Consider the following 25,090-nt stretch of genomic DNA (forward strand, 5'->3'; position numbering starts at 1 on the left):
TTAGCTGCCTCTGTAAGTTGAATAGCCAAATGGCGAAAGTAGCAACGGAATATGATGATGTTTATTATCTTGTAATCTAAAGCTTATTTGCGCTTGCGGATAAAAAGCGGGTGTTGCTTGCCCTTGGTAATAACTATCTAAATCAAAAATTAACTGATAAGTGCCAAATTCAATGTTGGTATTTGAGCTTATCCAGTCGGCAATCCGACCATCGTTATCGGTTGTACCTTGTACTAATAGCTCCCACTGTTTATTTACTAATTTATAAAGCGAAACGGGAACATTTACGGCGGGCTTGCCTGTGCTGGTATCTAAAATGTGAGTAGTAATAGGGCTTTTATTCACAGTAGTGTCTCCAATCTGATTTTTGTTATTTTGGCTTGCTCGCCAGCGGCTATGTGTAGCTCGGTATTGCGGTCGTTATTAATACGTTGCTCAATAAGTTCGAGCATTTGCTGGGCTGTTTTACCGGTTGCACACACAATAAAAATAAAGCCAAATTTATTTAAGTAATCGTTGTTTAGGGCAATCATTTTAGTGAGCGTTGATTCGTCTGCTTTGCTCATACCTGATTGCTCGTGCCCTGCTTTTTGTGCGGTTGCTGCGTATTTTTTGCTAAGCGTTGATAAATCGCCAATTTGCGGGTGTCCTTCAAATGCCGCTAAGTAGTCACTCTCGGCTAATTGATCCCATACGTTTTGAGCTGATTCAAAAAGGTGCTCGTTACTTTTAAAGGGCATTGTTGCCAGCATGCCTTCAATCCAGCGCGGTGCGGTGCAACAATGTTCTAACTGCCGCTTTGCTTGTTGTGTTGTGAGTGCATTTAGCTTAGTTAGGCTCATGATTGAGTTGCTCCATTTAAAGAAGTTTGCGCGCTGCTAATAAGTGCATTTTTTAAAGTGCGCCACTGCAATCCTTGGCGTTTTGGTGCTGTTGTTTGCTCAGCTTGATACAAACTAATAAGCTGTGCGCTGATAGAAATAGCCACTTCCATAGGGAGTTTGCCTGTTACGTTTTTAAGACCAACAGGGCAGATCATTTGCTTAACTTGCTCGGCGGTAAAATTACGGTGTGTTAGGCGTTGTTTAAAGCGTTTTGCTTTGGTGTCTGATCCTATAACGCCTAACCAATTTGCATCGCCGCGCTTAATAATGGCTTGAGTTAGTTCGAAATCAAGCTGGTGGTTATGCGTTAAAATTAAGTAGTTATTATTGTTTGGTGCGTGCTTTATTTGCTGTGTGGGTTCTTCGTCAATTATTTTTACAACATTAGCGGGAATCTGTTCAGGAAACACGTCTGCTCGATTATCTATCCAACGAATACGTATTGGAAGCTGCGCTAAAATTCCTATAAGCGCTTGCGCTACATGCCCAGCACCGTAAATATCAAGGGTAAATCGCTCACACTGCATGCATTCAAGCATTACCGTGGCTACACCTCCGCAGCATTGCCCTAAATTAGCAGCTAAGTTAAATTGCTCAATTACTTGCGTGGCTTCATCTTGCACAAGCAGTTCGCGTGCTTTTTTTATTACCACAAATTCTAAATGGCCGCCGCCAAGGGTGTCGTAAATATGCTCGCCACTAATTACCATTTTTGAGCCAGTCCCGCGTGGCGTTGAGCCATTAGTGCCAAGCACCGTTGCAATCACATAATTAGTGCCGCTTTGTTCATGTTGTGCAATAGCTTGTGCCCAATTTTGAGTATGAAAACCCTGAAAAGACTGATTTAAATTAGTCATTACTGTGCTCCTTATGCTGCGCTAGCCATTGCTGAGTGTGGGTTATTGCGTTAAGTACTCGCTCTGGCGTTGCGGGGGTATCAAGCGGTGCTGTGTATTTGTAATCGGCAACGCTGCTTATAGCGTTGCGTATCGCGCTCCATACACTAAAGCCCAGCATAAATGGAGGCTCACCTACGGCTTTTGACCTAAAAACAGTGGTTTCTGGGTTGGCTGAGTTGTAAAGGTTTACGTTAAATTCTGCAGGAGTATCACCAATTGCCGGGATTTTGTAATTAGCAGGCCCAAAGCTTGCGAGCTCACCTTTATCGTTCCACTGTAAGTCTTCGGTTGTTAACCAACCCATACCTTGTATAAACGCACCTTCTATTTGACCTATGTCGAGAGCTGGGTTTATTGAACTGCCTACATCGTGCAATATATCGACCCGAGTTACGGTGTTTTCACCCGTTAGGGTATCTACTTCTACTTCGCTTAGTGCCACGCCGTGGGCATAGTAAAAAAAGGGCCGACCTTCGCCTTTTGCTCTGTCGTAATGAATTTTAGGTGTGGCGTAATAACCCGTTGATGAAAGCGAAATGCGGTTCATGTAAGCAAGGTTTGCAAGTTCACTAAAGCTAATTTCGCCTTTACTAAATGTTATAAGGTTGTTTTTAAATTCAATGCTTTCGCTAGGGACTTCAAAGTGCCCAGTAATAAAATCAATTAAGCGCTCTTTAATTGTATTTACTGCGTTAAGTGCCGCCATTCCGTTTAAGTCGGTACCGCTTGAGGCCGCAGTTGGAGAAGTGTTTGGTACTTTGTCGGTACGGGTTGCGCTAATGCCTACAGTATCAAAATCGACACCAAAGCCATGCGCAACAATTTGTGCAATTTTAGTATTTAAACCCTGACCCATTTCGGTGCCGCCGTGGTTTAAATGAATAGATCCATCGCTGTATACATGCACTAATGCGCCAGCCTGGTTAAGGTGCTGTACGGTAAACGAAATACCGTACTTAACCGGCGTCATCGACAACCCTTTTTTAATAATAGGCGATGAAGCGTTAAAGGTTTTAATGGCTGATTTACGCGCCCAGTAGTCGCCACTTTGCTCAAGTTGTTCAATCATGTCTTTTAAAATATGTTGTTCAACTTTTTGATGATACGGGGTGATATCGCGACCTGGGCGGTATAAATTTAGCTTTCGTATTTCCAGTGGATCTTTACCTAATTTAGCCGCTATATCGTCCATTATTAGCTCGCCCATAATCATCCCTTGCGGACCACCAAACCCTCTAAATGCAGTATGGCTTACGGTATTTACCTTACAGCGATTGCCTTGTATTTTTGCTGCAGGATAGTAATAGGCGTTATCGGCGTGAAACATAGCGCGGTCGACTATCGCATCCGATAAATCGGGTGAATAACCGCAATAACCATTTACAGTTATATCCGCGCCTTCAATTAATCCGTTTTCGTCAAACCCTACATGGTAGTGGTTATAAAACGGGTGGCGTTTACCGGTTAATTTAAAGTCGTCGCTACGGGCTAAACGCATTTTTACAGGGCAACCTAAGTAATAAACAGCCAGTGCCGCTAAGCACGCCCAAGGTGCTCCTTGGGTTTCTTTACCACCAAATGCACCGCCCATGCGGCGGGTTTCTACGGTAACAAAGTTAAATGGTTTTTTAAGAATTTTAGCCACTAAGTGCTGTACTTCAGTAGGATGCTGGGTAGAGCATTGAACGTGTATCCCGCCATCTTGATCGGGTTGTGCCAGCGCTATTTGCCCCTCTAAATAAAAGTGCTCTTGACCGCCAATAGATATTTCACCTTTTAGCTGGTGGTGCGCGCTATTTATAGCCTGCTGGCTGTTGCCACGGTTAAGTGAGTGAGGGGGTCTTACCCAGTTTTGTTTTTCGATAGCGTCTTTAATATCAAGTATGGGTGTTGTTTGCTCGCACTCTATAGTGACTAAACGAGCGGCGCGGCGTGCTATTTCGTAGGTGCTTGCAACAACCACTAACACAGGTTGTCCGTGATATTGAATCTCATCGCTTGTAAGTAATATATCACCTGGAAATACCGGACCAATATCTAACTTGCCGGGTACGTCGGCTGTTGAAAAAATGCGTTTAACGCCCGCTAAAGCAAGCGCTTTACTAGTATCAACCGATTTTATAAAACCGCTCGCAACAGGCGCAAGCACTGGGTAGGCATGTAAACATCCGTGAGGTTCTGGGTTGTCGTCAGCATAATTAGCACTGCCGCACACTTGTTTAATGGCGCTATCGTGGTATTTAGATTGCCCAACACTGCCGCCTTGCGCTTTTAGTTTATCCATTTCAAAGTGACGCATGAGAAATCCTCGTAATGGCAATGTTGTTATTTTTATTAAGGTTGCTGTTTAAATCCGTATTTTTATGACAAAACTCAATGCCAATACGTTGCAGTAAATTTTTGCTTACTGTGATTCTATAAGTTGCGCTGGCGCGTACATCGCTCATTGGGGCAAAGTCGTGCTCAATTGCGGTCGCTGCATCTATAAAGCTACTCACATTTAATGGCTGACTTATTAATTGCTGCTCTATATGAGTCGCACTTTTTGGAATTGCCGCCATGCCGCCCATTGCACAACGCGCTGCGGTGATTATGTTTTGTGAATGCTCTATTGCTAAAACAAGGCACACAGTAGAAATATCATCTTCAAAACGTTTTGATATTTTATGGCACGCAAGCTTGAGCGATTTGGCGCGTTTAGGAATGATAATGGTGCTAATTACTTCATCATTTTTTAAAACTGTTTTTTTGTAATCAACAAAGTAGTCAACCACTTTTATAGTGCGAACACCGTGTGCTGAAAGCAGTTCCATGCTGGCATTAAGTGCAATAAGCAGTGGAGCAGGGTCGCCAATGGGTGAGGCATTACCTAAACTGCCACCTAGTGTGCCGCTATTTCTAACTTGGCTCGATCCTAGTCTCTCAAAAAGCTCTTTCGATTCTGGGTAATACGCATAAAAAGTATCTACAAACTGGCTATAAGGTACTGATGCACCAATGTGTAACATACCGTTATTATCACTCATTTGAGTAAGCTCTTTAGCTTGGCTAAGCGATATAATAATGTCGGGCAGAAGTAGGTTTTGGCTAAGTTCAATAGCAAAGTCGGTACCACCAGCAACAAGATGTGCGTGTGGGTATAATGCTTTTAAGTCAACGAGCTGCTTTGCGCTTTGTGGCAAAAAGAACGTACGAGGTCCATTTTTTAAAAATGGTACATCGTCTAAAGCACTTGCTTTTAGGGATGCTTTAAATTGTGTTGCAAGTTGTGAGTAAGGCTCGTTGGTGCGATCAAAACTATACGCTTTTTCAGCAGCAAGTAAGATAGGGCTGTAACCTGTGCAACGGCATAAATTACCACCAAGCGCATGTATGACTGCTTTTTTACCAGGGTAAGTGGCGTTATTTATATAAAGCGCAAGCAGACTCATTATTATGCCCGGTGTACAAAATCCACATTGCGAACCATGGCACTCTACTAATGCACGTTGTACTGGGTGTAAATCATTTAAAGTAGGATAAAGTGCAGGTGTTACGCCTTCCACGGTCATTATATGTTTACCGTGAGCATTACCTAATAGTAGCAAGCAACTATTCATTGTTTTGTAATGCCAATGAGCGTGCCCATCTTTATTTATTTTTTCTTCACCAACTAAAATAGTACATGCGCCACAGTCACCTGTTGCACAGCCTTCTTTGGTGCCTACTTTCCCTTTTTTGGTGCGTAACCAGTCCAAAATGGTGAAACTAGGCGAACATTCTTGTACTTCAATTGGCGTGTCATTTAATAAAAACTGAATCACACAGACCCCCTTAATTTTTCTAAAGCTTTGATTTTTAAAGCTTGGCGTTTATTTTTTCTTGTTGTTTTCGCACGGTAAAGAAAAAAACTTTTTTATCTTGGTAGATGTATTGCAGGTATTATGCCGTTGTTGACCATTCGGTCAGTAAGTTTTTGTTAGCACGCTTATTAAGTAAATAATCACTAAAAAAGATGTGCACAATGAATAAATACCGCCTTACTATGCAGGGGATGGCTAAAAACACTCCGGTTGTATAACTAACAACGGCATTACCTTAAAAATAAAGCATGGAGAAGTGCATGCCTTATTAGGGGAAAACAGTGCAAGTAAAAGTACACTCATAAAATGCTTTACGGGGTTGTTAAACCTGACCAAGGGGACATGTTTTTTATAGGCGAGTGATGAACATTAAAAAAAACCGCCGATGCACGCAAATTAATTAACCACAACAGGCAGAGTTAGCATTAATTGTTTTGGGCACTGAATTGTCGGCTTTTTAGATATTAACGATACAACCGACAGTACAAACAGTACCGACATTCTATTTGGAAAAAAGCGAAGTTGGGTTTAGCTTCACCTCTGCGCTCTTGTGCTTGGCTTAGATACAGGCAGGCTGAATATGTATATTGGAAAAACAAATTTGGCGCAGATGGGCAAAACGAGCACAATCCAAATTTGTTAGTTCAATGCCATTTTAAATAACGTACTGAGTATTATAAAGGCTACTTTTTAGTCGTCTTTTTATTTGGGAATTATAAATAATTGAATAGATTAAATTAGTTGTGTTAAATTCGTTTTTTAAAGGAATTATAGAGACTTCGTATACATGGAATTTGAAATAGATTTTTCTACTTACTCGTTAGATGATCTTTATTCATCGGCAAGAGGCATCGACCGCGAGAAATATCCAGAGCGCGCCAAAGAAATAGATGATTTGATACGTCAAAAAGAATTAGAAAGCCCCAATGTAACCAGTGTATCTAAAGATATTGGTGAAAAAGCGACAAGAACGGATAGATTAATAGCAGCAATTATTGATTTAATAGTAAGCGTAGTGGCATTAATCCCGTTATTTATGTATGTAAGTATGAGCGCTTCAGAAATCCCAGCATTGTGGTTAGCTATTGCTTCTATTGCTTACGGTACAGCGACCACCATGATTTTACACGGTTACCTTATGTATAATTATGGGCAAACAATTGGTAAATATAGCCTGTCTATTCGTATCGAAAATTTAGACGGTACTAAAGCAAGTTTTACGACTATTTATTTTAAGCGCCTACTGCCTATGCAGTTACTCACTCTTGTTCCTTCAATTGGTGAACTTATTGCTGGTTTTTTTAACCCTCTTTTAATTTTTGGCGATGAAAAACGCTGTTTACACGATCATTTAGCAGGCACAAAAGTAAGCTACACAAACAAGTAATTGTTTAATTAGAACTAATATTTAATTTGAAAAATATTAAAAGGTATTTATGACAACGTTAAAAAGGTATAAAAAATTACCCACCTTTAAATTATTTTATAATTTAGCGTGGACTACATTAGTAGTCGTTATTTACTTGTTTTGGATGGAGTTTCTTACTAAAGAACCTATTTATAAACAATTTCTCATTTTATTTGGGGGTGGGCTATTAAGTGTAATTGGTAATTGGTTTTCGGCAAATAAAAAACAATCTAAAGCGATTGAAATTATAGACGGACAGTTTGAGATACTAGGCATAAAGATAAAAATATCAGACCTGCAAGAAGTACTGTATTGCCAAACTAAGCGCTTTGAACATTCGCTAAGATTTAAATTTACGAATGCAACATACCAAGATATTGAAATATCGGCTCCAGATTTAATTGATGATCTGCGTTTTTACTACTTTATGGTTGATAATGGCTTGCCGGTAAAAATGACTGACGACCGCGAACGATTTTTTAGTGAAAGTTAAAAGTAAGGTTATGAACAAAACAAGGGATGTTTAATGGTTAAAAATATTTTAGGTATAAGTGTTTTTATAACTGCCATTTTTAGTAGTACTTTAAGCGCAGAGCCATATGAAGGCTGCTATTCAATAACAGATGACATTGATAGTGCCGTTCCAATGAGGGACGAAGAAGGCGCTTTGCGTGATAAAAGCTCAGAGTTAAAAACAAGCTATATCAATATTTTTAAAAAAGAGCATCAATATTTTGCACAAGGTCTTTTATGGGGCGGAAACTTTCATGTATGTCACATAACAGCCCCGATAGAAGGTGATAGCGAACCGTTACCGCTAACATTAAAAGACGGTAAGTTGATATTTACACAATTAGAGCCCGAATATGATACTAGCTGTAATCTAGAAATTTTATTTACAGACAAAGGCCTCAAGATTGTTGATGAAAATTATCACTGTTCAAAGTATGTATTTTACTGTGGCGTGCGTGTTGGGTTAAACAATACTGAATTACCTAAAAGTGTGAACAAGTGCCCAGAAGAAGAGTGATATTTTTGTTAAGGTATTTTTTGTGACGCACATGTTGTCCTACATCCCTGTAGGTAACATAAGATTAAATAGCCCTGTGAATAAGGGCGCTGCATTCTTTAAAAACCAAACATTGTTGTAAATTTAACTTCGCAATAAGCGCGTTAGTTACTTATAAGTAAAGACGCGCCATTAGGTCTTTCGTAAGCTTCATAATCTTGGTTTTTGTTTATTCTGTTTTCTATCTCGAGCATTATTTCCATTTCATCAGTGCTCATATACCCATTTACTTGAGTTGTAGACCACGTCATTGCTGCGCCAGCATTAGTCAGTTTTTGTGTGAAGCGGTAAGCTTGCTCTATCTCAAATACAAGGTCAGTTTTTGCTACGCTCCATCGTGCTCTTATAGGGAACCACGCATGTTTAAGTACGTCTTTTTTGCCTTTGTAGTTATCCCAAGGTGCGCTGACCATATCAGGAATTGTATATTCATCGTAAGCCCAAGAATTAGGTGGAGCGCCTCGGCCTAACGGCGTAATATGGCCACTGGTAAAGTCTTCGAATTCATTGGTAGCTGCATACTTTATTATTTTATAATCTCTTTCATCTTCGTCATCAATGCCATCGCTATCAACATACATAAAATCACCATTTTCATTTTTAAAATAGGTTTTGGTTTTATTTACGGTAATTGCAAGTGTTGGGTCAACACTGCGTAACATGGCAACAAAATCTGATACCTCACCAGGTAACTTATTCACATTATCTAACCAATAACCATCAACTAACCCATTAAATCGCTGCGCATAACCTAAAACTAAATCACGCCAAGCGGCGCCTTCATCGCCATCCCATTGTGAATTGTAATAACTTTCCCACGCCTTTTTAATTGCTATTTCGTTATCAGGATCGGTGTCGGTTATCATAGAAGGTCCTGCGGCATTTAAGTATAAGATGACTTTTTTACCAGCGAGACGATACTCTTTAATCACGTCAAAAATAATGTGTTCGTTTTCGATTGAAGGCACCATATCGGGATGAATAGCCGCTACATCAAGGTTGTTGTTATCTCGCAGAGTAAAAAGATAGGCATGAGCAGGGTGAGTAAATGATGTAATAACATGGCCTACCGATGGTAAGTTTTTAACTATCTCTTTTGCTCCTGCAACCCAATCAGACGTATTAACTGTTTTATCTAATTTATAACCACCGTCAATTCTTTGAGTAACACCCGAAGAGCCAGCTAACCAGCTCGCATTATTATTGCTGTATTTAGCATTATTGGCAGTTTCTTTTGCCAGTGTATTTTTGCAACCGAGCATACTAACCGCCGTAATTGACAGTAATAAAAAGCATTTTATTAGATTTCCCATTATTGCTAGTACCTATTTTAGTTAATTCAATATTAATGTTAAAGGAGTAGTTAAATTTAAACAATAAGTAAATAGGATGGTGTTTAGTGAGCGTACAATGCAATGTTTAAATCTAATAAAGCTATCAATCTAATAAATGTGTAAAAACTACACTTAAATATAATAATTTCTTTTATTACCTTGCCAGAGACTAAAATTCTTTTACTTAAAGAGTTCTTTTAAACTTTAATATACTGATTTTTAAGCTGTTTATTTGTTAGCTTCATTTTTATTTTTTGGCATGTAAGTTGAAACAACGGCGTATACATTAAAAAAAGGAATTATGATGACAGATGAATATTTTCATATATTAAACTTAATGGGTGTCGCCTTTTTTGCAGTTGCAGGCACGTTACTCGGGTATGAAAAAAACATTGGTGGCTTTGGTGTAGTGGTTGTTGGCTCGGTCACTGCTTTGGGCGGTGGTACGCTCAGAGACTTACTTTTAAATAAGCCTGTATTTTGGGTAGAAGGACCAGACTATTTATACACAACCTATGCTGCAATAATTGTTGCGGTATTATTTATTCGTTACTTGCCGCATGTAAATAATTACTATTTTTTACTGGTCGATGCAATTGGCATGGCAATATTTAATATTGTTGGTATTGAAAAATCGTTGCTGGGTGGCGCCGGAATGATAGTCGCTATAACAATGGGGACTACAACCGGTATATTTGGTGGATTAATAAGGGACGTTATATGCAGGGAAGTCCCCTCTGTAATGCGTGATGAACCTTATGCAGCGGCATGTGTGGCTGGTGGCTTAGTGTATGCTGCTTTGTTTTTGTTAGAGGTACATTACCTTTGGTGTATTGTGGGATCGCTTATTGCCACCATATTCTTAAGGCTTGGATCGTTGCATTGGGGTTGGCGCCTACAAATATTTAAGAAAAAGAAGTTAAGCAACGAAAATAAGTAACGCTACGTTACCCGTTTTAGCCCATATATGTTTATAAATATATGTGGGCTATTCATTGCTAAAAGCTACCAATACCCAAGTGCTTTCCACCAAAGCCCGCCAACAATACCCCAAACACTTAAATTAATAATACTCATAATAAAGCCCATTACCCACCAGTTTTCCATCGATACATAACCCGAACCAAAAACAATGGGTGAAGTACCCGTGGCATAATGCGTTAACGACATCATGAGTGAAGAAGCCCCAGCTAAAAGTAAACCAAGAAACAAAGGAGGTGCACCAAGCGCTAAGCCCGCTGCGTAAAACGCGGCAAACATTGCAGTAATATGGGCAGTGGTACTAGCAAAAAAGTAATGAGCGTAAAAATACACCGCTACTAATATAATTGCCGATACAATCCAATCAAACCCTAGTTGGTCAATGTTGCTCTCAACAAGCGTTGAAAACCAAGATACCAAGCCTAATTTATTTAAAAAAGTAGCCATCATTACTAATGCTGAAAACCACACTACGGTATCCCACGCAGACTTTTCTTTAAGTACATCTTCCCAGCTTAATACGCCAGTAACCAATAAAACCGACAAACCTAAAAATGCCACAGCGGTAGTGTTAACTGCGTAGTCAGCCCCTAATATCATTGCAGGCACACCAGCCCATAACACAAGCAACATAGAAAAAACGCCAATCATGACCTTTTCACCGTAGGTCATAGGGCCCATTTCGGTTAATTTTGATTCTGCATAGGTTTTAGCATCGGGTGTACTTTTAACTTCAGGAGGGTAAATGGCATACACAACCAAAGGTACAAGCGCAATACACACTAATCCTGGTAAAAGAGCAGCAAGCGCCCACGTACCCCATGTAATGCTAATATTAGCACCGGTAGCATCGGCTATAAGCTTTACAATTAAAGGGTTTGGCGCAGTGGCTGTAATAAACATAGCAGATGTAATAGGGTTTATGTGATAACTCACTAAAGCAAGATAATGCCCAATTTTACGAGATGTGCCTTCCTCAGGCGATGAACCAAAGCTTGTTGCTATAGACTTCATTATTGGGTGAATAATAGCGCCGCCTCGCGCGGTGTTACTAGGGGTTACAGGTGCAATAACCAGCTCAGAAAGCGCGAGTGCGTAACCAATACCAATTGTTTTTTTACCAAATAACGAAATAAAGTTATAGCCAATACGGTTTCCCAAACCGGTTTTAGCTAAACCACGAGAGATAATAATAGCAATACCAATCAACCAAATTAATGAATTAGAAAAGCCACTTAAAGCATCTTTAATCGCACCAGACGGGCTATCATTTGTTACGCCCGTTAACGCAACAGAAGTAATAGCTAAAATAGCAATAGCGCCAATAGGCATCGCTTTACCAATAATGGCAACTACAGTACCAACAAATAAGGCCAATAAATGCCATGCATTTTCGGTTACACCTTGTGGAGGCGGTACAGCAAACCAAAGTAATAAAACAATTACTATTGAGATTAACCCAGAGGTAACCTTAATATCAGTACCTTTCATTAATGCGTCCTTAAATTTTAGAAATACACGTCTTCTAAATACCGAAGAAATAATTCCATCTTACTTCATTTAATAATAAAAAAGATGATACACATCATATGAATAACTAAGAAGAGCAGTTTTAAATCATTTTATAAATAAAGTAATAAAACTCGTAAGTTGAAAATAAATAGTTAAATTAATGAACAAGCATTTACTTTTTGTTTAACTAATTGAGCTTTATAGTAAATTATTAATTTTAATTACTTTATTTGAATTTTTTTATATATCTTCAAGGTCTTTGTAGGTCTTAACGAATACATGGAAATACAATGAACTTAAAATTAACCAACAACGTGATTACTTTTTTATTAGCGAGTAGCTTTTTGTTACTTGGCTTATCGTTTGCATTAGGGGCTAACCCTAATACGTTAACGGCTACGTTTAGTTTTTATGGCGTTGATTCGCTAATGTCTGTATCTGCGTTAGGTTTAATTAGTGGCTCATTTATGGTTGCTTTAGCATTCGCCACCGTGCTCGCTCGCCTTAAATTAATGAAACCTACACCAGCACTTTTACTTGCAGCAATTATAAGTTTAGTTGCATTATTTACCTTGTTTGCCAGCAACCGCTGGATGGCGCAACTTGGCGGCTTTCCAATCATTGGCAGCGGGCAGGGCATAATTAAGTACTTTGCTGTAGTGCCTTTGTATTTATTTTTGTTTTATAAAGACAAACTTACCGACAAACAACACGTACTTTTAAACTTTATACCGGTTGCCATGGTTTTGCTGTGGATTGGCGGCATGAAGTTTTACGAGTTTGAAGCAAAAGGTATTGTAAGTTTAGTAGAAACCTCACCGTTTATGTCGTGGTTATACACGGTATTTAGCGTACAAGGCGCATCTAACGTAATTGGCGGGTTTGATGTATTATTTGCTGTGTTATTAGGCTTAGGGCTATTTTTAAATAATAAAAAGCTAATTATTGTAAGTGGCTTAGCGTGTTTAAGCGTATTTATGATGACCCAAACATTCTTAATTACCGCAACCGGTGCATTTAGTTCTTCCACTTTACTGGAACGCCTAGGGCAGTTTGTAATTAAAGATCTTTGGTATATAGCCAACCTTGTTGTTATTGCTTTCTTAATGATTTTTAAACCGGCTAAATAATATAAAAGAGGGATTTTATGATCAGTTGCAACCAATACGACTACATCGAAATTGCCTGTATGCACCATTTAAGCATTGAGCTTAAATTAAAAAATGGCGATGGTGTATGTGGCGTAGCTACCGACACAAAGCGCAATGCTAATAAAGATGAATGCATTGTTATTAATGTGAATGGCGAGCTGCAACTCATTGTGCTTACTACAATTAGTGTACTTAAAGCGCGTGAACAAAATCCATATTTTCAACAAGTAAACTTTGATGTGAAGTAAATACCTCACTCATTCGTTTTTATCATAAACATCTCAGCGAGCTTGTATCATTAATATGTTAAGGCTCGCTTATCTAACCAATGCTTTAGCTAATTACGCGCTAAATGCATAAAGCCAAAATGTTCCTACTACTTTCTTTTTGTTTTTTAATCGAGTTTTTCCACCGAACAAGGCTTAACGCCAACTATTAAAGCGTATAAAAATGCTAATCGAGTAGTAAGTAAGCCTCAATATGTCTGCGTATGGCGCTTGGTATCCGTGCGTTTATTAATTATGGTCGTAAAAGGTAGCTACATAAACAAAAGGCATCTACATAAACAAAAGTTAACCTTCAGAGTGGACTGTTTATATAAACAGCTATTTTAATTTTGTCCAATAACATTATTAAAAGTCGTTTTGGTGTATTTTAACAACGATAATTTTATAACATACGTAATTACTTGTTTACATTGAAGTTGTTTGGTGGAATTATTGAGCTATGTAATATACGCCGTTTTGGGGTGTTATAAACCCCCAAAGTGGTGTTCAATAAAGTGTTAGCCCTTTCATAGGAGTGTGTAAATTGTCATTCAGTGGTCATCTCTCTGGAGATATCTATTCTCATTGTTGGTTTTATGAATCAACAAGGCGATCATTTCAATTTGAAGGTTATGGTAATACTTGCGGAGGAATTACGGCGGTGGCCTTAACTGCATTTATGGTGGAAAGCTATTTAAATCTAAGTTGTAAATTGATCTTTGATTTGCAAGCTAGAGTAAATGAAGTACTTGATTCTCCTCCTTCTGATTTCTTTGAGGTTATTGATAAAAAAACAGTTAAGGGTACTCATATAAATGATAAAGTTGCTATTGCTTATGGGTTTAAAGAGCAGTTGGATAACCTGAACAATGTGTTTAATGACAACTTATTTGGACAAAAAAAAGCAGACTTTGCCCGATTGTGTGGCGAAAAATCTTTCTATGAAATAGATGACAAATTGAGGTTTTCTCCAAAATCCAAATTTTTCGCTTTATCTGAAGTTTTATATGTTGACGACACTAAAAAGGAAGAACACCGAAAACTAATTGAACGTTTATTTATTCTAAGAAATTCATTAGCTCACGGTAGGTCTGTATTTGTTAAAAGTTCAGTTTTGATTGAATCAGATGATAATTCTAGCTTCTCCTCTGAGTCCATACCTCCTCTTCAAGCAAGTTGGCAAGAGCAATGTACTATTGAAAATGCAAAAAAAGTATTCGATGATTCATGTGAAATCATCAAATGTTTAAGCTTAAGTGCATTCAATAACAAATATCCTTTTAGAATGCCAACTCAAATTGGTTCATTTTCAAAGTGCTAACAAGAGCTTCAAACGAAACTAAAACAGTGGGTTAGGTACAAATTTCAACCCGCAATTTTAGTCCGTTCAAGCAGGCGTTGAGGCTGTAGAATTACTTTTTTTAAGAAAAATAGCCTGTTTTATGGGTTCCAAATGCATTACCTAATGCTTTAAAAGCGTTTGGCGATCATTACAGGAACTCGATTTATAATAAAATTTGGCTGTTAGAGTTATTCTACAGTCTCGTTATACGCAATCACATCAATCCGGACTAGGTCATATAAAACAGATGACTATCATCTAAAAATACAACGTAGAATGTATTGCAATCATATTCATTATTTTGGTTTAAGCTATCAGGAATAACAAAACCAGCTAGTCTAGTATCATTATCGATTCTAAACCTTCCCCACCAGACATCTTCAGGGACATGAGGTGGATGTTTGAATGCAGATTTTTTAGGAAAGGCTTTATAAATTTCTAAACATGATTGCCTTTTTCCTTTCCCCCCTCTTTTCCCTTTACCTATTTTTTGATATTCCCAGTATGATAATGGCTCTCTAGTAAATTCCTTTAATTTATTAACAAGTTTTACTAGTTTGCTATTACCTTCCGTTGTATTCCAATCTACAAAATCTTGACCTGGTGGATTAGAATCAAAATAAGAAAAGTTAAACTTGGATCTGTTTATAATGTCTGAATCTCTTAGAAATACCTGTGGAATTGAAGATAGAAAACTCTGTTGCTTAGGTGCTTTCGAAAAATCTTTAGTCATGATTGCTCCAATGCTCTACAATTCTTGACGTTAATCCTTTAATATTCTTAGGGGTTCCACCGATCTTACCTTTTTTATAAATAGGAGATATTAGTCGATCATTTCTCAATAAAGAAACCTCATCTAACCTGTAACTATAACTTTCATTATTCTCTTTATTAACAAGTACTGTATTATATCGACCAAGAGAATCAATTATTTCTGTATTATGAGCGGTAATTATTAATTGAGCGTTTAGAGTATTAATTTTAGGATTAGTAAAAAGCTCTAAAATTTCAGGTAAAATCATGGCATGAAGATGAGTGTCAAACTCATCCAAAATTAGCAATCCACCATTTTTAATTGTTAACCAATATTTATGTAAAGTAAGAAAGAGTGCTTTAGTTCCCATAGATTCATGCGCCAAACCTATTAAGAAATCAAAATCTTCAATTTTATGAGCAAACATGGGATAAAATATTTTACTTCCTGTAGATTTATCTGTTGTTTCTTCAATTATTATATCTCTAATGCCATCATCCACGCTTGAGATAACTTCTTTTGCGAAATCCAAAGCTTCATTATTTTCATTATAAAACTCAGAAACCTCAAAGTAATCATCACCTATCTCTAAGTTTTGATATCCATCAACTCCAACATTAAATAAGGCTTTACTAAAAAAGGTACGCATCACTTTCAAGTCAATCATTTCAGAGTTGAATTCAAAGTCATCAATTATGCTTATAAGTGATTGGTCCGCTTTTAATTTTAAACTCTTTAATTCATCGAATTCTTTTAAGCAATTTGTTATTTTATTTTTTTCACGAGTAATACATATTACTTCTTTCTTACTTTTCCTTTTTATTTCTTCTCTTACGATACCTGTGGCCGTAATGTCCAATTCATAGTAATACGTTGTTCCAAAAAGTAAAAATTCTATATAAAATTCAGTAATATCTTCATTATCCGAAAAACTTGACAAAGGAATCATTATTTTAGATTCACCATCCTTTGTATCTATCCTAGTTTTCATCCTTTTAACACAAAAACAATATAAGAAGGTAATTGCTTTAAGGATGTTAGTTTTTCCTGAACCATTAGCGCCTTTAATTCCGATAACTTTAGATAAGTTTATATCTTGGTTATCTTCATCAACTATATTTTCTTTGCAAGAAAAGTTGATTTCAGTACCATCTTTAAAGCTAGCAAAGTTTTTAAATCCAAACCTTTTAATCATAAGTTTTACCAAGGAGTTAATATTTTAAAATCATGTGTATTCTATCTAATATAAATTTATTTTGAAATGTAAATCGCACATTTATGACATATTTGACAAAAATGTACATTTTTGCATATAAAAAACTGCTTAAACGGACAAAAAGCAGTTGGCTTTCCTCACTCCGTTCGTTGCTTTAGCCAAACTGTTTTATTGGCGCTTAGCAAAGTGTTGAGGCTTTAGAATTACTCTTTTTAGGAGCGTATTTTACTACTTTTAATTGATTGTTTTTTGAAGTTAGGATGACACGCATTCTAACTTCTACGGGATTAAGTTAGGATGAGGATTAAGTTAGGATGACACCCATTTTAACTTTTTCGTAAATTATCAATAATAGCAGTGAGTTAAGTGTAATTTATGGAAATGAATAACGTAAAAAGCTGAACTACATTGACAAAATAAAAGTAGAAATAGATAGCGCGATAGGCGATAACAATTTTTATTAAAAAATACTAAACAACTCGGCTTTACTGAGCCTGCTTACCTTTAAATAAAATACGGAATATAATTGTAAATAAAGGCGTGAATAAAGGGATGAATAAATTGACCTTTCGAGGTCAAACAAAAGTGAATGCCTTTACTTTACGCTGCGGCAATTCTATTGCCTTGTTCATAATATACAAAAGCTGCAAAACACGATGCATTAAGAAGGACAAGCCCTTTTACCCTAAATAAAAGCCACTCAAGTACCCGTAATCCCGTCTAAAACGCCAATTAAAACAACACTAAACTCCTACTTTATATTCTGCATAAAATACAGTAATCGATTGAACCAAAATAGGAACTCAGCTATGGTTTGTTTATCAATAAAATAAATAAAAATAAATAAAAAAACGAGTTAATCTACAGGCTCGTTATTTTGCAGAGGTATTTATCAGTGAGCATTGTTCGAGAATTGGTTGATAGTAACCTTTATTATTTCATTGGGACAATAACGGAAACTGAGAAAGCTCTTCAGCAGGTTGAATTAGCACTAAATATTGTGTTGCCTGAAGATCTCAAGTGGCTATTAGTTCATCGAGGTTATGGTAAATGTACGATCACTCCAAATATCCAAGAATCAGTTGAAATAACGACTCTATTTAGGAAAGATGCTGGGTTACCATCTCATTTTTTAGTTTTAGAAGACCTTCATGATGCAGGTGTTGTTTTGCTAAATACTAGATCGGATAGTGGTGCTGTGACTTGGTTAGAAACACATTGTATAGAAGAGCTACAAGAACGAAAAGAAAGCGAACTATCTGATGCGGATCATTTTCCAACTTTTGATTTATGGGTTAAGTTTAAATTACATGATGTAATAGAAGAAGATGCAACATGAGGAAAGTTAGAATGACACCCATTCTAACTTTTACATAAATTATCAATGATATAAGTAAGTTAAGTGAAATTTATAAAAATGAATCTCGTAAAAACTTAGCTATAATGACAAAATGAAAGTAAAAAGAGATAGCGCGATAAGCGACAATAATTTTTATTAAAGAATGGTAAACGACTTGGCTGTATTGAGCCTGCTTTCCTTTAAATAAAAAGCGGAATATTATTGTAAATAAAGGCGTGAATAAAGGGATGAATAAATTGACCTTACAAGATCAAACGCATGTAAATGCCTTTACTTTATTGTGCGGCAACTGTATTGCCTTGTTCATAATATACAAAAGCTGAAAAACACGATGCATTAAAAAGGGGAAGCCCTTTTAACCTAAATAAAAGCCACTCAACCACTCGTAATCACTTCCAAAACGCCAATTTAAACAACACCAAAAACTTCTTTATATGCTGTGTAAAAATACAGTAATCGATTGAACCAAAATAGGAACTCAGCTATGGTTTGTTTATTAATAAAAACAAATAAAAACGAGTTAATCTAAAGGCTCGTTATATGGCAAGGCGATTATGGCTAATTTTGCGAATTTAAATTTACACGATGCCACTTTAATCAATATTGAATTTGATTGGGCAAATGCTTTAACGCTTGTAAGCTTTAAATTGCAACTTGAAAAGGTCGTAATTAAGTTTAGTGGTTGTACAAATGTATGCATTCCAAATGAAAATCCTTGGGGACAATCAGTATCTGTAAATACAACTAGCCAAGATGGTGATACGTTTAAAATAGAAATGCAGTCTGGTGATATTATTTCGGTAAATTCAAGCTCTTTCTGTGTTGAGTAATCGCCATATAACAACACGGTCCGGGGTGGACGAATAGTAAAATTTAGCTATTAATTGCAAATTTATAAAGTGGTGAACCTCTTCGTTTAGCTGTGGTAAAATATTGATAAGTAATTATTTTGTTTACTTCTCTTCGTTTTTCTCGAAAAAATATCACCGGTGCCGTTTAATGGCTTCAATAAAGTGGTGTAAGTGGTGTCCTTCAATGTTAATTCAGGAAAATAACCTTAACATTTTGATATTATAATAATTTTACTAGGCAGTTAATTCATGAGCGGTTTTATTTTCGTCCTTGTTTCCATCTTTGTTATTTTAAGTCTATTTTATGTTTTTGTGAGCCTCTTTAACTTTATCAATTCAGATAAAATTGAACGTGCTCACTATTTAAAGTTTTTAGACGAAAAACTTAAAGAGATAACTCCTGAACGTCTGTTAACGAAGGCTGAAGCTGCAGCTATGTCAGATTTTTATGGCGAGCCAATCGAAGCCAAAGAGCCTGTTTACCGAATCAGTGACAGCTTTGGTCCTTTTCTTATTCGAGATAAAAAGTGGGGGAAGCCAGCTCGGCTTCGTCGTTTCTTTGAGCGCTTTGAGATCGACATCGATATTGTTAAACAGCTTGAATTTTGTATTGATGAGAATAATACGGTCGAGTTTATACTTCCGGCCCGCCAGCGGGGAGCGCTTGCTGTTTCTATTGATGACTCTTTTAATGTTGTTAGTCATCGAGATTTAGACAAAATAGGTCAAACACAATACCACCTTGAGGAAACGGATGTACAAGTCACTTACGATGAATACTGTCGTGCAAACATAGATAAACGTCGCATTCCAAGCTTATTTGTAGCGCTATTGCTTATGGCTTACCCCTTTGTTGATAACACCTTAATTGCAGGCATTATTCTATTTTTAGTGTTTGTTATTTTTATTGGTTGGGTTTTACCTAGACCTTTTTATAAAACCGATTTTAGTAAAAAATTTAGAGTGAAGCTGACTGGTCGTTTGCGAGGGCAAGCTGGTAGTTACCGTTTAGGTCCTTATTATATAAATTTGAATAATTTTACGGCTCGTTTAAAGGATATGATCGGTGAAGCCAAAGAAATAACCATTGAGGGGCTTTTAGAGGAGGGGAGAGACGCAAAAGTAATTTCTGTATTGAGTTTAAACGGTAATTACTTTAACCATGCTGCTTATAGTAAAAAAGAAGAATTCAAAGGGAGTATTTTAGAACGAGAAGTTAATCGCAAGAAACGCTTCGCTTATCTTTTTTTATTTATGCTTTTCCCGTTTTTTTATACGTTGACGACCACTGACATGAGCAATAACCTCGATGATTTAGTCACTCAACTTTCTGTCCGCGAGCTGCAGCGAGAGTTTAATGGCTTAGAAGAATTTCGAAATTACCCGTTAGTAGTAAATCAAGAGGTTATCGTTAATAACCTCAGTTTGCTTCCTAATATTGATAAGTTTCCAGGTTATAACACGTTAGTCCCCACGGGGTGGAAGCATGATATTGATCTAAGCCAAATCAACGAGAGAATAGCTTTGATTGGACAAATCCAATATACGAAAGAGTTATTTATGACCATTATCTCTTCAAAAACGAGTAATATGAGTCAAAGCCCTTATCGTTACTTTCGAGATGATCCTAACTATTCAAAACTTCAAAAAAAATCACTATTTGTTCATTACGCGACTTCTTTTCCAGAAAGTTACTATTTTAAGCTTTTATTGGAGATCTGCTACGTTGAAGCAAAGTATGAACTGGAATTCGGACAAAAGTATGTTTTGGATGAGAATAGCCAAATGTTAAGGGAATACCTAACTAAAAAGTACAAATACAAGACGCTAATAGAGAAGCTTTCTAGCAATACGTTACTCAACGAAAAACAGAAAATTTTTAAAGGTTTTATTAATGAGCAAAAAAACGTGATTATTGATGAGCTTTTAAAACAAGGTGATGAGCAAGTTGCAAAGAGTAATGGTATTGCATTTGGTCCTAACTACAGACGCCTAAATTCCTTCAAGCCAGAACTCTTAAGCAACGACTTTTACATTATTCAACCTACAGATAAATATTTACAAAGTAATACGAAAAACTCTTATCGCTTAGTAGAGACTTTACCTGCTGTTTCATCAGTTAAAAATATTTCTGAAACCTTGCTTGAGGTAGATGATTACTCAATCAATGGGATTATAACTAAAATTAACCGCGACGATAACAAGCTGACTAAAGTTCTTATTGATCAGAACAAACATTACGACAGCCTATTTCATAACGTCTTAGATATTATTCACGCATGGATGGTCTACATACTATTTATTCTAAGCTTATTGGTTGGAAGAGTATTTAGAGTCGGTCAATATTAAATTGAAATAATGATCGATTTCGAGATCACCTACGCTTTTTTCGAAATCGCCTGTTATTTACATCCTTAAAGTAAGGAACATAAAATGAGATTATCAATATTAGCCTGCCTGTTAACTTTTATTTCGTGTCAGGTAAATGCCACTACCTATACGGATAAAGAAAAGAATATAACAACCGTAGAAAACGTAAAATATAATAAAAAAGAGCTCAAATATAAATCAGGAGCGCTTAAACAGGTTCAATTTTTCAACCAAGGTAAACGTGCTGGGACTTGGTTAGAATACTATGAAAATGGCAACATTAAGAGCCAAAAAACATACGGGAAAGCATTTAGAGCTAGCCCAGCAAAGTATTGGGATGAGTCAGGTAAATTAAAGGAATCGGTCATTGTTTATAAAAGTAAACATGGCGACACCGTTAAATGGATCAATTACGATAAGAACGATATTGAACGAGAATATCATAAGTCTAGAGATGGTGGTTGGGTTAAATCACTTACCTATGCAGGCACAGAACGAGTTTTGATAGAAGAATATGAATCGGCTGGAAGTAAAGATACGAACCGACAATACATCGGTCGCTACTATTCTCGATTTGATAAACAAAGGTACTTAAATGAAACTGCTTATAAAGAGTGCTTTTATAAAAAAGGAGTACTTCATGGTCCTTATATTGAGGTAGACGAGCGAGGAGAAATTATTTTAAAAGGCAATTATAGTAATGGAAATAAAGTAGGCGAGTGGTTTGAACAAAGCCGCTACTATGAATATAAAAATCCTTATATTAGTTATCAAAATTATGATGCAAACGGTAAGCTCCATGACAAGCAGATTCGTCGCTATACAAAAAGTGGTAGAGAGGTTATTGAATATTATCGCCATGGTAAAAAAGAGCGGTAGTTTATTGAGAAGTAACCTGATGGCAGTGTTAAAACCATAAAAGCTATAAAAATAAATTGCTCAACGGGGGCCTAAAAGAGTTTATGTAATATTTAAAAGGTTTTTAATATGGTTTTAAAAAAGTGGCTTAAAAAATGATTGACGTAAAAAATCGAAATAGCAACGAATAAGATAATTAGACCCCAACCTTTACACTTGCTCATAATATAGAAAAGCTGCAAAACACGATGTATTAAGAAGGGTAAGCCCTTTTAACTTGAATAAAGCCACTTAAATACCAGCAATACCTTAAAAAATACCAATTAAAACAACAGCAAACTCTTTTTATATGCTGCGTAAATATACAGTGATTTATTGAACCAAAATAGGAACTCGGCTATGGTTTGTTTATCAATAAAAATAATAAAAAAACGAGTTAATCTATAGGCTTGTTATATGAGCAAAATATGAAAGCATCGAATCATAAAATAGATAAGCGGCTCCTAAAGGTTATCGCTAGTCTTTTTGTAGTAGCATCAATACTAATGGCAATAATGGGTGATATGAGCTTATTGGGATGTGTAATAATCTATTTTGGTATATCAATATCCCAAAGATTTGCTTTTAAATATTTTCAAGGTTCCAAACGGACTCTTTTTATTATTATAGGTTGTATTGTTTCGATAAGTTTTGGTGGATTATTGGCTTGGGGTTAAAGTTATATAGCAGTTGGTTTTTATCCTTTGTCGCCAATTTTAACTCATTATTATTTTCCTCTTAGTAAGGTATTAGGTATACCGTGATTACAATTGAGCAAATATTTAACCTAATAGAAAGTGAATGTGTAGTTGATAACGTTAAACTAGATCTAAACACTGATCTATTTAATGAGCTTGGTATTGAAGGTGATGATTTTTCTAAATTGATTGATAAGTATACTTTAAACTTTAGCGTAAATATGGATGGTTATCTTTGGTATTTTCATAGTAACGATGAAGGCGTAAATGTTTGGAGTTTTTTGTTTAAACCACCTAATAAGAAAGTTAATCGTATTGCGATAACACCCAAAATATTATTAGACTGTGCAAATAGTAAAAAGTGGGAAGTCGTTTATCCACCCCATGTCAAACCTAGAAAAAGACATGATCTAACTTATAGTAATCTTTTTTGGTTGGTTATTGTGCTTGGGGTTTATTTAATAGCAAAGTATACCTAACAAAGCATTAAAAGGCGTTAGCAGTACAGGGGAAGTATGTTCAATTTAATCCGTAACAATGAACTTGAAGTACAACTTGATGTTACCGACGCTACAGACCGATTGCCATCCGTAGCGTTTGATATAATAGTGTCTTGGAATATGCCTTTTCAAAGCGTAAATCTCACGGTTAAAAAGTGCTGGGTTGAATGCAGTGTATGGGATAAATTTCATGACTCTATTTTGAAACTACAAGAACAAGAGTCAGGGATTATTACTCTAAATGATTTGAGTAACAATCCACTAATTTCATTTACTAAATCGGGTATAGAATTAGTTACTGAGATTCAATCTAAAGATAGTTTAGGTGTTGGGTCATTTACACTTAAAAGTACTAGTTGCTCAATAGAGTTATCTGAAATTTATAACAAAATGAAACAACTTGATAAGTGGTGGTAAGTACTACTAACAATAACTTCTAATCGTAATAAAGATAATGGCGTTATATCTCAGGAGAGGTCGTGTTTGAGTTCAGTAACCGAGATGTTGTTAAAGCAATTAACAAAGGGAATGCTATTTTTTTAGAAAGGTGTTTCTTAAATGGACTTTCTTTTGAAAATACAACCGAAACAGAGCAATGGAACCTACTTCATCAAGCTACGATATTTATAGGCAAAATAGCTGATGAACAGTTAATTAAGTTACTACTTTCAAAAGGGGTTAATGTAAATGCAGTTGATGTTTACGGCAACGCACCAATTCATTACGCCATAAGAAATAATGATTTTACTACTGTTAAGTTGTTTGCCCAAGCGGGTGCAAATTTAGATATTTATAATAATGAGGGTATAAATCCACTACATCAATCATTATTACTAATTCCTGAGAGCGTGGATCTAATATCATTTCTTGTTAAAAGTGGTGCTTATATTAGTGAATCTGCCTTCGCTTTGTCGAATGCAATGGGAAATAAAAATGTAATAGATATTCTTGAGGGAAGGGCATAATAAGACAGCTTACAGCGCTATATTTTTAGATGGCAGCAATTCTTCCTTATTGATGGTAAAGGGGAAATCTATTACGCGCCCAGCTCCAAGTAAAAACAATACTAATGTTGTCGGTATAGGGTTTAAATACTAATGAACAAGCAATCGGTTGTATCTATCGCACTTTTTATTTGTGTTTCAATGGTAGCATTTTTACTTATTGCTAGTGTGCAGGTGCCAATTTTTTTTGCAGGTGGTAGTGATGCCCTAGAAGTGATTGTCAAACCTTCTAATGTCTCTCAGTGGCTGGCGTTCGCGCTATTTTTGTTCTGTTGGTTATTATGTTTTGTGCTTCCTAAACTAAAACAAAAAGGTCATATTGGGTTAAAAATAGCATTAACATTTATAACCCTAAGTATTTTTTTTATGAGTGGTCATAACTTTCGCTATTCTGGTAAGCAGCATGCACTTATTGATAGCTGGTTTTTTATCCCTATGCAAACAGTGTTTATAAATCCCACTACGTATATAGAAAATAGCCACCTAGAAAAAACAATGTTTTCGGTCAACGCTTATAGTGGTGATACTAAATTGTTAAGCATTTGGCTTGGCCTACCACCGTGGCGATTCAATGAAAATAAAGTGTCGGGCGTTTTTCATGATTTGGGTTTTGAATAAGATATTACTTAAATAGTTAATTAATAAGGTAGTGAGTGCTCATAGGTTGGATCTTAAGGAATAAAACTTGAAAACATGCTCTGAATTTGATCTGATAGTAATCGCCAAACCACTATCTATCCCAAAAGCAGAGC

General features: G+C 36.3%; 25 protein-coding genes. 16 read left to right on the plus strand and 9 right to left on the minus strand.

From position 1 onward, the window contains the following. From uraH to xdhA, 5 genes are read right to left on the minus strand one after another with little or no spacing between them, the layout of a single operon-like run. Positions 1 to 345, minus strand: coding sequence for a hydroxyisourate hydrolase (gene uraH, locus GQR56_RS16880; protein ID WP_166113623.1), 345 nt, complete (start codon positions 343 to 345; stop codon positions 1 to 3). Continuing rightward, complete coding sequence (gene uraD, locus GQR56_RS16885) at positions 342 to 842, minus strand: 2-oxo-4-hydroxy-4-carboxy-5-ureidoimidazoline decarboxylase (RefSeq protein WP_166113626.1); 501 nt, start codon at positions 840 to 842, stop codon at positions 342 to 344. Before uraD ends, uraH begins: the two co-directional genes overlap by 4 nt. Then, on the minus strand, positions 839 to 1,741 hold the full coding sequence (xdhC, locus tag GQR56_RS16890; RefSeq protein ID WP_166113629.1) for a xanthine dehydrogenase accessory protein XdhC: 903 nt from the start codon (positions 1,739 to 1,741) through the stop codon (positions 839 to 841). The genes uraD and xdhC overlap by 4 nt, the downstream gene beginning before the upstream one ends. Further along, positions 1,734 to 4,082 carry a xanthine dehydrogenase molybdopterin binding subunit gene (gene xdhB / locus GQR56_RS16895; protein ID WP_166113632.1) on the minus strand — a complete coding sequence of 783 codons (2,349 nt, stop codon included), beginning with the start codon at positions 4,080 to 4,082 and terminating at the stop codon, positions 1,734 to 1,736. Before xdhB ends, xdhC begins: the two co-directional genes overlap by 8 nt. Further along, positions 4,069 to 5,586 carry a xanthine dehydrogenase small subunit gene (xdhA, locus tag GQR56_RS16900; RefSeq protein WP_166113635.1) on the minus strand — a complete coding sequence of 506 codons (1,518 nt, stop codon included), beginning with the start codon at positions 5,584 to 5,586 and terminating at the stop codon, positions 4,069 to 4,071. The genes xdhB and xdhA overlap by 14 nt, the downstream gene beginning before the upstream one ends. A gap of 295 nt (positions 5,587 to 5,881) precedes the next feature. On the opposite strand from xdhA, the gene GQR56_RS21540 reads away from it, so the two are divergent. The 4 genes from GQR56_RS21540 to GQR56_RS16920 all read left to right on the plus strand — a co-directional run bounded on the left by GQR56_RS21540 (position 5,882) and on the right by GQR56_RS16920 (position 8,063). Then, the gene (locus GQR56_RS21540; RefSeq protein WP_331461424.1) at positions 5,882 to 5,980 is read left to right on the plus strand and encodes a hypothetical protein; all 99 of its coding nucleotides are present in this window, start codon (positions 5,882 to 5,884) and stop codon (positions 5,978 to 5,980) included. Between the two features lie 432 nt (positions 5,981 to 6,412). Beyond that, positions 6,413 to 7,012: an RDD family protein gene (locus GQR56_RS16910; protein WP_166113638.1), complete on the plus strand. Its 600-nt coding sequence runs from the start codon at positions 6,413 to 6,415 to the stop codon at positions 7,010 to 7,012. Positions 7,013 to 7,061: 49 nt separating this feature from the next. Next, the gene (locus tag GQR56_RS16915; RefSeq protein WP_240920946.1) at positions 7,062 to 7,526 is read left to right on the plus strand and encodes a hypothetical protein; all 465 of its coding nucleotides are present in this window, start codon (positions 7,062 to 7,064) and stop codon (positions 7,524 to 7,526) included. A 33-nt stretch (positions 7,527 to 7,559) separates the two neighbouring features. Further along, entirely contained in the window at positions 7,560 to 8,063 is a 504-nt protein-coding gene (locus GQR56_RS16920) for a hypothetical protein (RefSeq protein WP_231613237.1), read from the plus strand. 143 nt (positions 8,064 to 8,206) lie between these two features. Here GQR56_RS16920 and GQR56_RS16925 read toward each other — a convergent pair whose 3' ends face one another. Continuing rightward, a complete protein-coding gene (locus GQR56_RS16925; protein WP_166113641.1) occupies positions 8,207 to 9,364 on the minus strand; it encodes a hypothetical protein in 1,158 nt (385 codons plus the stop codon). Between the two features lie 376 nt (positions 9,365 to 9,740). Between GQR56_RS16925 and GQR56_RS16930 the strand changes: the two genes are divergently transcribed. Next, positions 9,741 to 10,376, plus strand: coding sequence for a trimeric intracellular cation channel family protein (locus GQR56_RS16930; protein WP_166113644.1), 636 nt, complete (start codon positions 9,741 to 9,743; stop codon positions 10,374 to 10,376). 65 nt (positions 10,377 to 10,441) lie between these two features. On the opposite strand, the gene GQR56_RS16935 is transcribed toward GQR56_RS16930, so the two are convergent. Next, positions 10,442 to 11,908, minus strand: a complete 1,467-nt coding sequence (locus GQR56_RS16935) for a DASS family sodium-coupled anion symporter (RefSeq protein WP_166113647.1) — start codon at positions 11,906 to 11,908, stop codon at positions 10,442 to 10,444. Between the two features lie 311 nt (positions 11,909 to 12,219). On the opposite strand from GQR56_RS16935, the gene GQR56_RS16940 reads away from it, so the two are divergent. The 3 genes from GQR56_RS16940 to GQR56_RS16950 all read left to right on the plus strand — a co-directional run bounded on the left by GQR56_RS16940 (position 12,220) and on the right by GQR56_RS16950 (position 14,667). Then, positions 12,220 to 13,059 (plus strand): DUF417 family protein, encoded by an 840-nt coding sequence (locus GQR56_RS16940; RefSeq protein WP_166113650.1) that lies wholly within the window; start codon positions 12,220 to 12,222, stop codon positions 13,057 to 13,059. A 17-nt stretch (positions 13,060 to 13,076) separates the two neighbouring features. Further along, on the plus strand, positions 13,077 to 13,328 hold the full coding sequence (locus GQR56_RS16945; RefSeq protein WP_166113654.1) for a Rho-binding antiterminator: 252 nt from the start codon (positions 13,077 to 13,079) through the stop codon (positions 13,326 to 13,328). A 562-nt stretch (positions 13,329 to 13,890) separates the two neighbouring features. Further along, entirely contained in the window at positions 13,891 to 14,667 is a 777-nt protein-coding gene (locus tag GQR56_RS16950) for a hypothetical protein (RefSeq protein ID WP_166113657.1), read from the plus strand. Positions 14,668 to 14,917: 250 nt separating this feature from the next. Here GQR56_RS16950 and GQR56_RS16955 read toward each other — a convergent pair whose 3' ends face one another. Both GQR56_RS16955 and GQR56_RS16960 read right to left on the minus strand, forming a co-directional pair. Further along, complete coding sequence (locus GQR56_RS16955; RefSeq protein ID WP_166113660.1) at positions 14,918 to 15,421, minus strand: hypothetical protein; 504 nt, start codon at positions 15,419 to 15,421, stop codon at positions 14,918 to 14,920. Further along, a complete protein-coding gene (locus tag GQR56_RS16960; protein ID WP_166113663.1) occupies positions 15,414 to 16,637 on the minus strand; it encodes an ATP-binding protein in 1,224 nt (407 codons plus the stop codon). Before GQR56_RS16960 ends, GQR56_RS16955 begins: the two co-directional genes overlap by 8 nt. 916 nt (positions 16,638 to 17,553) lie before the next feature. Between GQR56_RS16960 and GQR56_RS16965 the strand changes: the two genes are divergently transcribed. The 8 genes from GQR56_RS16965 to GQR56_RS17005 all read left to right on the plus strand — a co-directional run bounded on the left by GQR56_RS16965 (position 17,554) and on the right by GQR56_RS17005 (position 24,956). Beyond that, positions 17,554 to 17,997 carry an SMI1/KNR4 family protein gene (locus GQR56_RS16965; RefSeq protein ID WP_166113666.1) on the plus strand — a complete coding sequence of 148 codons (444 nt, stop codon included), beginning with the start codon at positions 17,554 to 17,556 and terminating at the stop codon, positions 17,995 to 17,997. 575 nt (positions 17,998 to 18,572) lie between these two features. Beyond that, positions 18,573 to 18,848 (plus strand): hypothetical protein, encoded by a 276-nt coding sequence (locus tag GQR56_RS16970; RefSeq protein ID WP_166113669.1) that lies wholly within the window; start codon positions 18,573 to 18,575, stop codon positions 18,846 to 18,848. 270 nt (positions 18,849 to 19,118) lie between these two features. Then, positions 19,119 to 21,218, plus strand: a complete 2,100-nt coding sequence (locus GQR56_RS16975; RefSeq protein WP_166113672.1) for a hypothetical protein — start codon at positions 19,119 to 19,121, stop codon at positions 21,216 to 21,218. An 84-nt stretch (positions 21,219 to 21,302) separates the two neighbouring features. Beyond that, positions 21,303 to 22,118 (plus strand): hypothetical protein, encoded by an 816-nt coding sequence (locus tag GQR56_RS16980; protein ID WP_024609665.1) that lies wholly within the window; start codon positions 21,303 to 21,305, stop codon positions 22,116 to 22,118. A 778-nt stretch (positions 22,119 to 22,896) separates the two neighbouring features. Continuing rightward, positions 22,897 to 23,313 (plus strand): DUF1493 family protein, encoded by a 417-nt coding sequence (locus GQR56_RS16990; protein WP_346775773.1) that lies wholly within the window; start codon positions 22,897 to 22,899, stop codon positions 23,311 to 23,313. A 36-nt stretch (positions 23,314 to 23,349) separates the two neighbouring features. Next, positions 23,350 to 23,751 carry a hypothetical protein gene (locus GQR56_RS16995; RefSeq protein ID WP_024609668.1) on the plus strand — a complete coding sequence of 134 codons (402 nt, stop codon included), beginning with the start codon at positions 23,350 to 23,352 and terminating at the stop codon, positions 23,749 to 23,751. A 62-nt stretch (positions 23,752 to 23,813) separates the two neighbouring features. Continuing rightward, entirely contained in the window at positions 23,814 to 24,299 is a 486-nt protein-coding gene (locus tag GQR56_RS17000; protein ID WP_166113678.1) for an ankyrin repeat domain-containing protein, read from the plus strand. Positions 24,300 to 24,431: 132 nt separating this feature from the next. Next, positions 24,432 to 24,956 (plus strand): hypothetical protein, encoded by a 525-nt coding sequence (locus GQR56_RS17005; RefSeq protein ID WP_166113681.1) that lies wholly within the window; start codon positions 24,432 to 24,434, stop codon positions 24,954 to 24,956. Positions 24,957 to 25,090 lie beyond the last annotated feature (134 nt).

The sequence above is a fragment of the Pseudoalteromonas sp. Z9A5 genome, from assembly GCF_011378875.1.
GTDB lineage: Bacteria > Pseudomonadota > Gammaproteobacteria > Enterobacterales > Alteromonadaceae > Pseudoalteromonas.

Bases quoted from the DNA above. Each gene is read 5' to 3' on its own strand.
- uraD (WP_166113626.1), bottom strand. From the start codon at position 842: ATGAGCCTAACTAAGCTAAATGCACTCACAACACAACAAGCAAAGCGG.
- xdhC (WP_166113629.1), bottom strand. From the start codon at position 1,741: ATGACTAATTTAAATCAGTCTTTTCAGGGTTTTCATACTCAAAATTGG.
- xdhB (WP_166113632.1), bottom strand. From the start codon at position 4,082: ATGCGTCACTTTGAAATGGATAAACTAAAAGCGCAAGGCGGCAGTGTT.
- GQR56_RS16910 (WP_166113638.1), top strand. From the start codon at position 6,413: ATGGAATTTGAAATAGATTTTTCTACTTACTCGTTAGATGATCTTTAT.
- GQR56_RS16915 (WP_240920946.1), top strand. From the start codon at position 7,062: ATGACAACGTTAAAAAGGTATAAAAAATTACCCACCTTTAAATTATTT.
- GQR56_RS16920 (WP_231613237.1), top strand. From the start codon at position 7,560: ATGGTTAAAAATATTTTAGGTATAAGTGTTTTTATAACTGCCATTTTT.
- GQR56_RS16925 (WP_166113641.1), bottom strand. From the start codon at position 9,364: ATGCTCGGTTGCAAAAATACACTGGCAAAAGAAACTGCCAATAATGCT.
- GQR56_RS16930 (WP_166113644.1), top strand. From the start codon at position 9,741: ATGACAGATGAATATTTTCATATATTAAACTTAATGGGTGTCGCCTTT.
- GQR56_RS16935 (WP_166113647.1), bottom strand. From the start codon at position 11,908: ATGAAAGGTACTGATATTAAGGTTACCTCTGGGTTAATCTCAATAGTA.
- GQR56_RS16940 (WP_166113650.1), top strand. From the start codon at position 12,220: ATGAACTTAAAATTAACCAACAACGTGATTACTTTTTTATTAGCGAGT.
- GQR56_RS16945 (WP_166113654.1), top strand. From the start codon at position 13,077: ATGATCAGTTGCAACCAATACGACTACATCGAAATTGCCTGTATGCAC.
- GQR56_RS16955 (WP_166113660.1), bottom strand. From the start codon at position 15,421: ATGACTAAAGATTTTTCGAAAGCACCTAAGCAACAGAGTTTTCTATCT.
- GQR56_RS16960 (WP_166113663.1), bottom strand. From the start codon at position 16,637: ATGATTAAAAGGTTTGGATTTAAAAACTTTGCTAGCTTTAAAGATGGT.
- GQR56_RS16970 (WP_166113669.1), top strand. From the start codon at position 18,573: ATGGCTAATTTTGCGAATTTAAATTTACACGATGCCACTTTAATCAAT.
- GQR56_RS16975 (WP_166113672.1), top strand. From the start codon at position 19,119: ATGAGCGGTTTTATTTTCGTCCTTGTTTCCATCTTTGTTATTTTAAGT.
- GQR56_RS16980 (WP_024609665.1), top strand. From the start codon at position 21,303: ATGAGATTATCAATATTAGCCTGCCTGTTAACTTTTATTTCGTGTCAG.
- GQR56_RS16995 (WP_024609668.1), top strand. From the start codon at position 23,350: ATGTTCAATTTAATCCGTAACAATGAACTTGAAGTACAACTTGATGTT.
- GQR56_RS17005 (WP_166113681.1), top strand. From the start codon at position 24,432: ATGAACAAGCAATCGGTTGTATCTATCGCACTTTTTATTTGTGTTTCA.